Here is a 12,128-nt window from a genome sequence, read left to right on the forward strand (position 1 = left end):
AGGTCAGGCGTAGCGGTACCCGAATGCAGACTGGAACCGGTTGCCGATTTCCTCGCGCGACAACCAGTGATTCTGCGGACCCTGTTGCGCGATCTTGACCGAACCCATCAGCGATGCCAGGCGGCCAGTCGTTTCCCAGTCTAATCCGTTTTCAATGCCGTAGAGCAGGCCGCCACGGAAGGCATCGCCACACCCGGTCGGGTCCACGATGCGCTCGGCCGCAACCGCCGGAATCGCGTACTGGCGACCATCGGCAAAGATGCTGGCGCCGCGCTCGCCGTGCGTGACGATGAAGGCACGAACCTTGGCGGCAACCTCGGCGCTGGTCCAGGCGGTGCGGGACAGCAGGACCTGCGCCTCGTAGTCATTGACTGTCACGTAACTGGCGAGTTCAACGAACTCGCGCAGGTCTTCCCCGTTGAACAGGGGCATGGCCTGACCCAGATCAAAGATGAACGGCACGCCGGCCTCGGCGAACTGGCGCGCGTGGTGCAGCATGCCCTCGCGGCTGTCGGGCGCGACGATGCCCAGGCCCGGCGCGCTGGCGCCGCCCAGCGCATCCTTGACGTGGTTCAGCTGCGACTGGCTCATTGCGCCAGGGTGGAAGGCGGTGATCTGGTTGTTGTCCAGGTCAGTGGTGATCATGGCCTGCGCCGTGAAGGTCTCCGGCAGCACGCGGATGTGGCCGGTGGGGATCTCCAGCTTGCGCAGGTAGTCCAGATAGGGTTCGGCATCGGCGCCGACGGTGGCCATCACCACGGGATCGCCGCCCAGCATCTTCAGCGTGTAGGCGATGTTGCCGGCGCAGCCGCCGAACTCGCGGCGCATGCCGGGCACCAGGAACGAGACGTTCAGCATGTGGATCTGGTCCGGCAGGATGTGTTCACGGAAGCGTCCATCGAACGTCATGATGGTGTCGTAGGCGACGGAGCCGCAGATCAGGCTGGCCATGCTCTCTCCAGGTGTTGGGGTGATTGGTGGAATGGAGCCCTTGCGGGCAGTATCGGTCGGGCAGAAAACAAAAAGCGGCCGCCCCGGGATGCGGGCGGCCGCTGCCGCCCGGGAACCCGCGGGTTCCCGGGCGTGCCGCTGATTTACTTCAGCGCGGCCAGGGCTGCGTCGTAGTCCGGCTCGGTCTTGATTTCCGGCACCAGCTGGCTGTACTTGACGGTGTCGTTCTCGTCGAGCACCACCACGGCACGTGCGGTCACGCCGGCCAGCGGGCCGGACTTGATGTCCACGCCGTAGTTGCCCTTGAACTCGGCGCCGCGCATGGTCGACAGCGGCACCACGTTGGCCAGGCCTTCAGCGGTGCAGAAGCGGCCCATGGCGAACGGCAGGTCGGCCGAGATCGTCAGCACCACGGTGTTGGCGAGGCCGCTGGCGGCTTCATTGAACTTGCGCGCGGAGGCCTGGCACACCGGGGTGTCCAGGCTCGGGACGATGTTCAGCACCTTGCGCTTGCCGGCGAAGTCAGCCAGCGTGACGTCCTTCAGGTCCTTGCCGACCAGCGAGAAGGCGGGGGCCTTGTCGCCGGCTTGCGGGAACTTGCCTGCGACTTCGATGGCGTTGCCGCCGAGGGTGACGTTGCTCATGTCTACTCCTTGTTGTCTGATGGATTTCCGGTTCGTGTCCGGAGCGGGGGGCGCGGCCTGCCGCCGGACTCGGATCCGGTCCGGCGGCGGGCCAGGGATTCAGGGGTAAAAAATCAGCACGCGATAGTTGGCCGGCGCCTGCTGCGTCCGGAATCGTACCCGAACCGGCAGCTCCATGCCCGCGCGAAGACCCTGCGCGGCAAAGGCCTTTTGCGACGGCTCCAGGTACTCCGCGGGTTGCAGCACGCGGCGCAGCAGCAGCTGGTCCTGCAGGTCGGTCATCACCAGCTCGATCGCGGGCAGGGCGGTGCTGGCGCGGCCCAGGTTGCGCAGCGTGACCGACAGCAGGTAGGTGTCGCCGTCTTCATCCTGGCGCTGCAGCTGCGAGGTCTCGATGCGCAGCGCATCGATGTCGCGCCATGGCGGCACGTCGCAGCCCAGCGGCGCGCAGGCGGCCTCGAGTGCCGGGCGCAGCATCGGGAACTGGCCGGCCAGCTGGCTGCGTGCCAGGTAGACCACTTGCACGGCAGCGGCGATGGCAAGCACCACGGCGGCCACGCGCCAGGCGGAGCGGGGCACCGTCACGGGCTTGCGGGGCTGCCGTTCGCGCTCGCGCTCGCGCTCGCGCTCACGCGCGTGGCGCAGGAAGTCGGGGGCGAAGACCGGGCCGGCCGGTGCTTCGGTGCGTGCCCAGCGGCGCGTGGTCTGCTCGCGCGCGACGGCGCCGCCGGTGACGCTGGACGGCTGTCCGGTGTCGGGGGCGTTGTCGTCGTCGCCAACGGTGGGTGAGGTGGGCGCGGCAGGCGAGGTGGCAAGGCGGGCCGATGCCTCATCCGGCCATGCGGTCGGCTCGGACCCGGCATCGGCAGACGCCGCGCGCAGGAACTCGCTTGCGCTGGGGATGTTGGCAGCGGGTGCCACTGGCACGGGCTTGGCGTCAGCATCAGCCGGTTGCGGTGCTGCCGGTGCCGCCGCAGCGGCCGGGGAGGGGGGCGGTGCGGCCGGGGTATCGAGCGCGCCGTGATCGAGTGCCGGCCAGGCGGACGCGGACGCCGCTTGTGCCGGCTGTGCCGGCGCATCCTCGGCGGGTTCCGGTGCCGTGACGGGGGCGGGCCCGGCCGCCTCCGGGCCGGCAGCCTGGCGTTCCGCCTCGCGCGCATCGCGATGGGCGACGGCTTCGTTGGCTTCGCGCAGCGCCTGCTCGATCTCTACGTCTTCCATGCCGGCGGGTGCCGGCATGGCCATGTCCTCCGGCGACGACATCAGCATCGTCGGCGCATCCAGCGCCGGCACGTCATAGCCGGGGTCGATGGTCGGGGTGAAGGCAGGCTGCGGCGCAGGCGCGGCTTTAGCCAATGCGGGCGCCGCCGAGGGGGCGGGAGGGGTGGCCGGCGAAGCAGCCGCCGATGGCGCCGATGACGCCGATGATGCAGCACCGGCCGGCAGCGGAATCTCGATCAGGTGCTCGCGCGCGTCGAACACCGTTTCGCACTGGCCGCAGCGCACCAGGCCCTGGCGCAGGCGCAACTGGTCGGCGACCAGCCGGAAGGCGGTACGGCAGGCCGGGCAGCGCGTGACTAGCTTGACGGCGGCCATCGGTGTGAATCAGGGTTGGGCGCCGCGGGTGCCATGCAGGCACACCCAGCCTTCCTCGCTGCGCCACACCGTCAGCGGCAGCCAGGGCGCGTAGGCCGCGGCGACTTCATCCGCCTGGCGTTCCAGCACGCCGGACAGCACCAGCCGTCCGCCGGCGCGCACGCGCGCGCTCAGCATGGCGGCCATCAGCTTGAGCGGATTGGACAGGATGTTGGCGACCACCAGGTCATAGCTGGCCTCGGACACCGATTCGGGCAGCGCGAACGAGGCTTCCACGCGGTTGCGCTCGGCGTTGTAGCGCGACGCTTCCACCGCGTTGGGATCGATGTCGATGCCGACGGTATCGCCGGCGCCCAGCTTGCGTGCCACGATGGCCAGGATGCCGGAGCCGCAGCCGTAGTCGAGCACGGTTTCGCCCGGCTTCAGGTTCTGCTCCAGCCACTGCATGCACAGCCGCGTGGTGGGATGGCTGCCGGTGCCAAAGGCCAGGCCGGGGTCCAGTTCCAGCACCACGGCATCGGGCTCGGGTGCATCGTGCCACGACGGCACCACCCAGATGCGCTCGCCGATGCGGATCGGCTCGAACTGGGATTGCGTCAGCCGCACCCAGTCCTGGTCCTCGACCGCGCGCAGCTGGTAGGCCGGCACCGGGTCGATGCCGAGCTGGTTGGCGGCTGCCGCCACCACCACGGCCGGATCGGCATCGTCGCCGAACAGCGCCACCACGCGCGAGCGGTTCCACGCGAGTTGCTTCGGTTCCAGCCCGGGCTCGCCAAAGAGCGGCTGCTCGTCGGGCGTGTCGGCATCGGCGTCTTCCACCGAGACCGACAGCGCGCCGAGGTCGAACAGGGCATCAGACCAGGCTTCGGCCTGGTCCTGCGCCACTTCGATCACACATTCCTGAAATGCCACGGGCTTCCTTGCTTGCTGCTTGTGTATTGCGGATAACGTTGCGTTGCGTCAGGCCTTCGCGCGCTCCGCCAGGCGATGCTCGAGATAGTGGATGCTGGTGCCGCCTTCAACGAAGTTGGCGTCCATCATCAGCTCGCGGTGCAGCGGCACGTTGGTCTGGATCCCGTCCACCACCATTTCCGACAGCGCGATGCGCATGCGGGCAATGGCCTGCTCGCGCGTGGCGCCGTAAGTGATGATCTTGCCGATCATCGAATCGTAGTTGGGCGGGACGAAGTAACCATCATACGCGTGCGAGTCGACCCGCACACCCGGGCCGCCGGGCATGTGCCAGGCGGTGATGCGGCCCGGCGACGGCGTGAACTTGAACGGATCCTCGGCGTTCACGCGGCATTCGATCGCGTGGCCACGGAACTGCACGTCCTTCTGGCGCAAGCGCAGCTTCTCGCCGAAGGCGATGCGGATCTGCTCCTGGACGATGTCGATGCCGGTGATCATCTCGGTGACCGGGTGCTCGACCTGCACGCGCGTGTTCATCTCGATGAAGTAGAACTCGTTGTTCTCGTACAGGAACTCGAACGTGCCGGCGCCGCGGTAGCCCATCTTCTTGCAGGCCTCGGCGCAGCGGTCGCCGATGCGCTCGATCAGGCGGCGCGGAATGTGCGGTGCGGGAGCTTCCTCGATCACCTTCTGGTGGCGGCGCTGCATCGAGCAGTCGCGCTCGCCCAGCCAGATCGCCTGGCGGTGCTGGTCGGCGAGGATCTGGATTTCCACATGGCGCGGGTTCTCAAGGAACTTCTCCATGTAGACCTCGGGATTGCCGAAGGCGCGGCCGGCTTCTTCACGCGTCATGTTGACGGCGTTGATCAGCGCGGCTTCCGTGTGCACCACGCGCATGCCGCGGCCACCGCCGCCGCCGGCGGCCTTGATGATCACCGGGTAGCCCACGCGGCGCGCGGTGGCCAGGATTTCCTTGGGGTCGTCGGGCAGGGCGCCGTCCGAGCCGGGCACGCACGGCACGCCGGCCTTGATCATGGCTTGCTTGGCCGACACCTTGTCGCCCATCAGGCGGATGCTGTCGGCGGTCGGGCCGATAAAGACAAAGCCGGATTTCTCCACGCGCTCGGCAAAATCGGCGTTCTCGGACAGGAAGCCGTAGCCGGGGTGGATGGCCTGCGCGTCGGTCACTTCGGCGGCCGAGATGATGGCCGGCATGTTCAGGTACGACAGCGGCGACGGGGCCGGGCCGATGCAGACGGCTTCGTCTGCCAGGCGTACATACTTGGCCTCTTTGTCGGCCTCGGAGTACACCACGACTGTCTTGATGCCCAGTTCGCGGCAGGCGCGCTGGATGCGAAGAGCGATTTCGCCGCGGTTCGCGATCAGAATTTTTTCAAACATGGTCTCTCTCTGCGAGAACAGTAGCGGTCCCGCTGCGCGCCGCAATGGCACGCCGGGCGCGCGGCCCGGGGGCTGTCGCCGCCGCGGCCGCCATACTGCGCGGAACTGCATGGAACTGCACGGAACGGGCCGCGAAGCCCACAACGTCCCTGGCGCCAAACAACGCCATTGCATGCCGCGCGGGCGCTGCTGCGGGGGCCACTTGCGTGGCCGGTGGCAGCGTGCGGCGTGGCATGCCGGTCAGGATCAGCCGATCACGAACAGCGGCTGGCCGTATTCGACGGCCTGGCCGTTCTCGACCAGGATTTCCTTGATGACGCCGGCCTTGTCGCACTCGATTTCGTTGAGCAGCTTCATGGCTTCGATGATGCAGACGGTCTGGCCTTCCTTGACCGAGTCGCCGACGTTGACGAACGGCGCGGCACCCGGCGACGGCGCGCGGTAGAACGTGCCCACCATCGGCGAGGTCACCACGTGGCCGGCGGGCAGCTGGGCGGCGGCGGGCTCTGCAGCCGGAGCCACGGCACCGGCGGCCGGTGCGGCGGCCGCGGCGGGCGGCAGCGCCTGCATCTGCGGCATGGCCATCGGCGCGGCGACGATTTGCGGCGGTTGCTTGACGATGCGTACCTTGCCGTCGCCTTCGGTGACTTCCAGCTCGGAGATGCCGGATTCGGCCACCAGGTCGATAAGCGTCTTCAGCTTGCGCAGGTCCATCTTTTTATCCTCCTGAATCGGGTTATCCGGCCGCGCTGCCCGGGACGGGCCGCGGCGGAAGAATCGTGTTGCCGGCCACCGGAAATCCGCGCCCGCCGTGCCGAGGCACGCCAACGGGCGCAGGCCGCCGGGCGGCGCGCGCAGGTTGTTGAAAAAATCTTGGGAGTTCAGCTCCCCGAACTCTCGGGTGGCGGCTGCTCCTGGCCCAGCACATAGTCCAGCGCCAGCAGGTAACCCTGCCAGCCAAGCCCGCAGATCACTCCGACCGCCACGTCGGAGAAATAGGAGTGGTGGCGAAAGCTTTCGCGCCGGTGCACGTTGGACAGGTGCACCTCGACGAACGGGATCGCCACGCCGGCGAGGGCATCGCGCAGTGCCACGCTGGTATGCGTGTAGGCAGCCGGGTTGATGATGATGAACTCGACCCCTTCCGCGCGTGCGGCGTGGATGCGGTCGACCAGTGCCCCCTCATGGTTGGACTGGAACGTATCCAGCGAAACGCCGGCTTTTGCCGCGCGTTCGGCCAGGGCCGCGTCGATGTCGGCAAGCGTCGTGTGCCCGTAGGTTTCCGGCTCGCGCGTGCCCAGCAGGTTCAGGTTCGGCCCATGCAGGACCAGCACCTTGCGGTAGCGGGCTGAGCGACGGATAGAGCGGGTTGCAGTCACGGCGGCTCGACCAGATCAACGAAATTGCGCGGAGATTACCGTAGCTTAGAGGGATTTGTCTAGCGCGCGATACAAGGCTTGGCGACCTTGCGCGGCGCTTTGGCGGCCCTTTAAGCACTTTCCGGCAGTTTTGGCGCCCCCGGGAAACAAATCGCTGAAGAAAAACGAAATTCAGCGAATTTGGCGGAAGAATAGCTCAGGCTCGTGGCAGCACTGCCCGCAGTTCCTCGGCCGTCACCCGTCCCATCTTGCGGTACTTGACCGATCCGTCCGGGTTGATCACCACCGTGTAGGGCAGGCCGCCGGCGCTGTTGCCGAAGTTGCGCGACAGCTCGGTGCCGGCAAAACCGGCCACGGCGAGCGGGTAGGCCACCGGGACCTTGGTGGTGAACTGCTGGATATTGGCGGCTGAATCGATGCCGATGCCGACAAACTCCACCTGGCGGTCCTTGTATTCCTCATGCAGCGCGGTCAGCTCCGGCATTTCCTCGACACACGGCCCGCACCAGGGCGCCCAGAAGTTGATCACCACGGTCTTGCCGCGCAGCTTGCCCAGGTCCAGGTCGGCGCCGGCGGCGTCGGGCAGGCGTGTCTGGAAGAAGGTTTCCACCGCCTGGTCGCTGGCGGGCTTGGGCGAGAACACGAAATGGCCGGCCAGTGCGCCAGCGGCGCAGGCAACCACGGCCACGGCGATCCACAGCCAGAGGCGGGAGCGGCGGGCGGGCGAGGAAACGGTTTCAGTCATGGGATGGCTTGGACCAGTGAAGTGGGGCGGGCCGTCAGGCCGGGTCGGCATCGCCGGGCGCGTCCACCAGCGCCCGTACCGCCTGCAGGTCGGCGCGGGCCGGGCGCCCCGAGGCGTCGGCACGCACGGCGCCGCGTTCGTCGACGGCATCATACAGTGCAATATGAATGCCGACTGGGGCACCCAGTTCCGCGCGCACCTCGCCGGCGAGGAGCCGCGCCTCGCGGCGGTCGGGCCACTGGCCCTTCCACAGGAAGCTGAGGGTCTCGACCTCGCCGCGGCCGCCGAAATGCCGGCTCTCGCTGGTCTCGAAGTCCACGCCGGCGTTGATCAGGTACAGTGCCGCGTCCTTGGCGCTGTCGCAGAAGCACTGCAGATAGATATCGGAGTGCTCGGTGGCGGTGCCGTTGAGCACGGCGCCGACCAGGTAAGGCCGGAACGGCGCCAGGTCTTCCATGGCCAGCACCGCCAGCCGGCGCAGCAGTGCCAGCACGCGGGGCTGGCTGTCGGCGTGGAACAGCGCCTGGTAGGCGCGCACTTCGGCTTCGACCTGTTCGTTGTCGGGCAGCCATTCGCCGGGCACGCGCTGCTCGCCCAGCACCTGGCGGGTGGCCTTGCGCTTGGCGGTGGCGTAGTCGGCACCGTCCTCGGCGATCATCCGGGCGGCAGCCTGGGCGATTTCCTCGCGCAGGCGGGTGGGGTCGGGGGTGGTGCGTCGGGTCATGCCCCATGATACCGGACGCTCCCGCGCAACCGGTGCGCGCGCTGCCGCAGTGCAGCGAAGGCCGCGGGCGCTCGGGTACAATCGGAGGCTTCCTGCCCGGCCACCGCACCGCAAGACACGGCCTGAAACAGCCGCCGTGCCGCCGCGCCACGCCGGGTGCCGAATCCCCACGCCTGCGGGCTTCAAGTCTTTCCGGGAACCCATGCATATTCATATCCTTGGCATCTGCGGCACTTTCATGGGCGGCCTGGCGGTGCTGGCCAAAGAGGCCGGCCACCGCGTCACCGGCTGCGATGCCAATGTCTACCCGCCGATGAGCACCCAGCTCGAGGCCCAGGGGATCGAGCTGATCGAAGGCTTCGACCCCGCGCAACTGTCGCTGGAGCCGGACCTGTTCGTGATCGGCAACGTGGTCTCGCGCGGCAATCCGCTGATGGAGGCCATCCTCGACCGCAACCTGCCCTATGTGTCGGGTCCGCAATGGCTGGGCGAGCACGTGCTGGCGCGCAAGTGGGTGCTGGCGGTGGCCGGCACGCATGGCAAGACCACCACCACGTCGATGCTGGCCTGGATCCTGGAGGATGCCGGCTACAACCCCGGCTTCCTGGTGGGCGGGGTGCCGCAGAACTTCGGCATCTCGGCGCGCGTGACCGAATCGGACTTTTTCGTGATCGAGGCCGACGAGTACGACACCGCCTTCTTCGACAAGCGCAGCAAGTTTGTCCACTACCGCCCGCGCACCGCGATCCTGAACAACCTGGAATACGATCACGCCGACATCTTCCCGGATCTGGCGGCGATCGAGACCCAGTTCCACCACCTGGTGCGCACCGTGCCCGGCCAGGGCCGGATCGTCGTCAACGGCGTGGAGGAAAGCCTGGCACGCGTGCTGGAGCGCGGCTGCTGGAGCGAAGTCGAGCAGTTTGGCGTGGGCGACTGGCGCGAGAGCGATGCCGCCGCCACTGCGGCGCCCGGCAAGGATGCTTTCGACGTCTGGTTTGGCGACGCCGTTCAGGGCACCGTGGTGTGGGACCTGCAGGGCACCCACAACCGCATGAATGCGCTGGCCGCGATCGCCGCCGCGCGCCATGTGGGCGTGCCGGCCGCGCAGGCGATCGAATCGCTGTCCCGCTTTGCCAACGTCAAGCGCCGCATGGAAGTGCGCGGCGTGGCGGGCGGCGTGACCGTCTATGACGATTTCGCCCACCATCCGACCGCGATCCAGACCACGCTGGACGGGCTGCGCCGCCGCGTCGGCGATGCCCGCATCCTGGCGGTGCTGGAGCCGCGCTCCAACACCATGAAGCTGGGCGTGATGAAGGCGCAACTGCCGGCCAGCCTGGAGCAGGCCGACCTGGTGTTCGGCTACGGCGCCCCGGCCGGCAAGGACGCGCTGGGCTGGGACCTGGCCGGATCGCTGGCGCCGCTGGGCGACAAGGCCGCCGCCTTCCAGGACCTGGGCACGCTGGTGCAGGCCGTGCGTGCCGCGGCGCAGCCGGGCGACCACGTGCTGGTGATGAGCAACGGCGGCTTCGGCGGCGTGCACCAGAAGCTGCTGGACGCCCTGGGCCAAGGCGCCGCAAGCTGACCAGCGGGAAGGACCACCATGCTGCTGTACCTGCACGGATTCCGCTCCTCGCCCCAGTCGTTCAAGGCCCGGCTGGTGCAGGAGCGCATGCGCGAGTGGGGCGTGGGCCGCTACTACGCCTGCCCCACGCTCAATGTCTCGCCCGAAATGGCCATTGCCCAGGCGCAGGCCGCGATCCGCGCCGCGCAGGCCGGCGGCGACCAGGAGATCGCCATCGTCGGCTCGTCGCTGGGTGGCTTCTATGCCCGCTGGCTGGGCGAGCGCCATGGCTGCAGGACCGTGCTGCTCAATCCGGCCATCCATCCCTGGACCGACCTGGAAGCGTACCTGGGCGAGCAGCCGCTGTGGCACGGCGGCGGCTCGGTCACGGTCGAGCGCCGCCATCTGCAGGAATTGCTGGACCTGCGCGTGGACACCATTACCGATCCCGGACGCTATTACCTGCTCGCCGCCACCGGGGACGAAGTGCTGGACTACCGTGAGATGGTCGCGGCCTGCCCGGGCGCAAACATCCGCGTGATCGAGGGCAGCGACCACGGCATCAGCGAATTTGCCGACTACGTCGACGATGTGCTCGCCTTCTGCGGCTATGGCCCCGGCGGCAAGGTGCCGGCGGGCACAGGCCCGGCATGAGCGCGCAGTCCGCGCGCCGCTGCAGCTGGAGCCCGCACCTGGCCTTTGATGCAGCCATCACGCCCAACCTGCGGCGCTGGGTGACCGGTGACGACGGCTCGCTGACCGCGCGCCTGGTGGCAGCATCGGAGCGCTTTCGCGTGGCGCGCCTGCTGCAGCGCCCGCAGCGCCCGCTCGCCGATGAATGGCAGGTGCTGGGCCAGCACGACCGCACCCCCGCGCTGACGCGCGAGGTGCTGCTGATCTGCGACGATATTCCCGCCATATTTGCCCATACTGTGGTGCGCCAGCGCCATGCGCGCCGCGACTGGCCGTTCCTGCGCGGGCTGGGCGAGCGCCCGCTGGGCGGCCGGCTGTTTGTCGACCCGGCGGTGGCGCGCGAGCCGTTCCAGTTTGCGCGGCTGCTGCCGCACCATCCGCTGCGCCAGGCCTTGCAGCGTGTGCTGCCGGCCATGGCGCCACTGCCCATGCTGCCGGCGCGGCGCTCGGTGTTCCGGCGCGGCGACGGCGTCATGCTCGTGACAGAAGTGTTCCTGCCGGACCTGCTGTCGCGGCCATCCCCGGGGACCGAGGCGATTCCGTATCCCAGGTATTTGCGGACTACAGACCGAAGCCCCTCTACACACACTACCGAAACCAAGAAAGAGACCACGAGATGAAACTGCAGGGTCGGGTTGCCATCATCACCGGTGCCGCCGCCGGCATCGGGTTTGCCACCGCGCAGCGCTTTGCCGCCGACGGCGCCATTGTCGTCCTGTGCGACGTGCAGGAAGCGCGCGTGCGCGAGGCCGCCGACAAGCTGGCCGCCACCGGCGCCACCGTGTCGGCCTACCGCGTCGACGTGACCCGGCGCGACGAAGTCGATGCCATGGTGGCCGCCGTGCTGGCCGCGCACGAACGCGTCGACATCCTCGTCAATAACGCCGGCATCACCAAGGATGCACGCCTGGGCAAGATGACCGAGGCCCAGTTCGATGCCGTCATCGACGTCAACCTGAAGGGCGTGTTCAACTGCGCGCAGGCCGTGGCCGGCCTGATGAGCGAGCAGGGCAAGGGCGTGATCCTGAACGCTTCCAGCGTGGTCGGCCTGTACGGCAACTTCGGCCAGACCAACTACGCCGCCAGCAAGTTCGGCGTGATCGGCTTTACCAAGACCTGGGCGCGCGAGCTGGGCCCCAAGGGCGTGCGCGTGAACGCGGTGTGCCCGGGCTTCGTCAATACCGAGATCCTGCAGACCGTGCCGGAAAAGGTGCTGGACGGCATGAAATCGTCGTGCTGGCTGCGCCGCCTGGCCGAGCCGGCCGAGATCGCCAGCATCTACGCCTTCCTGGCCAGCGACGACGCCAGCTACGTCAACGGCGTGGCGATCGAGGCCAGCGGCGGCATGTCGCTCTGAACTGCGTGGGTGCACGCACCCCGCCGGGGCGCCGGCCCCCGCAGGCGCCGGAGCGGGGTGCGGTATCATTCCACGTCTCAGGCCGTATCGATACGGCGTGGCCCGCGGCCAGCGATTTGCACGCCGCGCGCCGCACTCGCTTCCGTTCGCACGCATTTG

General features: G+C 68.4%; 13 protein-coding genes. 4 read left to right on the plus strand and 9 right to left on the minus strand.

The features are described 5' to 3' along the window. Positions 1 to 3 precede the first annotated feature (3 nt). The 9 genes from I6H87_RS09955 to I6H87_RS09995 form a co-directional block, all read right to left on the minus strand. Positions 4 to 951, minus strand: coding sequence for a carbohydrate kinase family protein (locus tag I6H87_RS09955; protein ID WP_010813179.1), 948 nt, complete (start codon positions 949 to 951; stop codon positions 4 to 6). Positions 952 to 1,094: 143 nt separating this feature from the next. After that, a complete protein-coding gene (gene tpx, locus I6H87_RS09960; RefSeq protein WP_010813180.1) occupies positions 1,095 to 1,595 on the minus strand; it encodes a thiol peroxidase in 501 nt (166 codons plus the stop codon). A gap of 99 nt (positions 1,596 to 1,694) precedes the next feature. Further along, positions 1,695 to 3,191 (minus strand): DUF3426 domain-containing protein, encoded by a 1,497-nt coding sequence (locus I6H87_RS09965; RefSeq protein WP_011616026.1) that lies wholly within the window; start codon positions 3,189 to 3,191, stop codon positions 1,695 to 1,697. Positions 3,192 to 3,200: 9 nt separating this feature from the next. Continuing rightward, positions 3,201 to 4,103 (minus strand): 50S ribosomal protein L11 methyltransferase, encoded by a 903-nt coding sequence (prmA, locus tag I6H87_RS09970; protein ID WP_010813182.1) that lies wholly within the window; start codon positions 4,101 to 4,103, stop codon positions 3,201 to 3,203. Positions 4,104 to 4,151: 48 nt separating this feature from the next. After that, the gene (gene accC / locus I6H87_RS09975; RefSeq protein ID WP_010813183.1) at positions 4,152 to 5,504 is read right to left on the minus strand and encodes an acetyl-CoA carboxylase biotin carboxylase subunit; all 1,353 of its coding nucleotides are present in this window, start codon (positions 5,502 to 5,504) and stop codon (positions 4,152 to 4,154) included. Between the two features lie 246 nt (positions 5,505 to 5,750). Next, positions 5,751 to 6,218, minus strand: a complete 468-nt coding sequence (accB, locus tag I6H87_RS09980; RefSeq protein ID WP_010813184.1) for an acetyl-CoA carboxylase biotin carboxyl carrier protein — start codon at positions 6,216 to 6,218, stop codon at positions 5,751 to 5,753. Positions 6,219 to 6,385: 167 nt separating this feature from the next. Next, complete coding sequence (aroQ, locus tag I6H87_RS09985) at positions 6,386 to 6,883, minus strand: type II 3-dehydroquinate dehydratase (protein ID WP_011616025.1); 498 nt, start codon at positions 6,881 to 6,883, stop codon at positions 6,386 to 6,388. Positions 6,884 to 7,079: 196 nt separating this feature from the next. Next, a complete protein-coding gene (locus tag I6H87_RS09990) occupies positions 7,080 to 7,628 on the minus strand; it encodes a TlpA family protein disulfide reductase (protein ID WP_010813186.1) in 549 nt (182 codons plus the stop codon). Positions 7,629 to 7,662: 34 nt separating this feature from the next. Further along, on the minus strand, positions 7,663 to 8,352 hold the full coding sequence (locus I6H87_RS09995) for a hypothetical protein (RefSeq protein ID WP_011616023.1): 690 nt from the start codon (positions 8,350 to 8,352) through the stop codon (positions 7,663 to 7,665). Positions 8,353 to 8,554: 202 nt separating this feature from the next. Here I6H87_RS09995 and mpl point away from each other — a divergent pair, with 202 nt between their 5' ends. Genes mpl through fabG form a run of 4 tightly spaced genes read left to right on the plus strand, consistent with a single transcriptional unit; the run spans position 8,555 to position 11,969 of the window. Further along, positions 8,555 to 9,940 carry a UDP-N-acetylmuramate:L-alanyl-gamma-D-glutamyl-meso-diaminopimelate ligase gene (gene mpl, locus I6H87_RS10000; RefSeq protein ID WP_010813188.1) on the plus strand — a complete coding sequence of 462 codons (1,386 nt, stop codon included), beginning with the start codon at positions 8,555 to 8,557 and terminating at the stop codon, positions 9,938 to 9,940. 18 nt (positions 9,941 to 9,958) lie between these two features. After that, positions 9,959 to 10,573: a YqiA/YcfP family alpha/beta fold hydrolase gene (locus I6H87_RS10005; RefSeq protein ID WP_011616022.1), complete on the plus strand. Its 615-nt coding sequence runs from the start codon at positions 9,959 to 9,961 to the stop codon at positions 10,571 to 10,573. Then, the gene (locus I6H87_RS10010) at positions 10,570 to 11,232 is read left to right on the plus strand and encodes a chorismate--pyruvate lyase family protein (RefSeq protein ID WP_011616021.1); all 663 of its coding nucleotides are present in this window, start codon (positions 10,570 to 10,572) and stop codon (positions 11,230 to 11,232) included. The genes I6H87_RS10005 and I6H87_RS10010 overlap by 4 nt, the downstream gene beginning before the upstream one ends. Next, positions 11,229 to 11,969 (plus strand): 3-oxoacyl-ACP reductase FabG, encoded by a 741-nt coding sequence (fabG, locus tag I6H87_RS10015; RefSeq protein ID WP_010813191.1) that lies wholly within the window; start codon positions 11,229 to 11,231, stop codon positions 11,967 to 11,969. The genes I6H87_RS10010 and fabG overlap by 4 nt, the downstream gene beginning before the upstream one ends. Positions 11,970 to 12,128: the final 159 nt, after the last annotated feature.

This window comes from Cupriavidus necator, from assembly GCF_016127575.1.
GTDB lineage: Bacteria > Pseudomonadota > Gammaproteobacteria > Burkholderiales > Burkholderiaceae > Cupriavidus > Cupriavidus necator_D.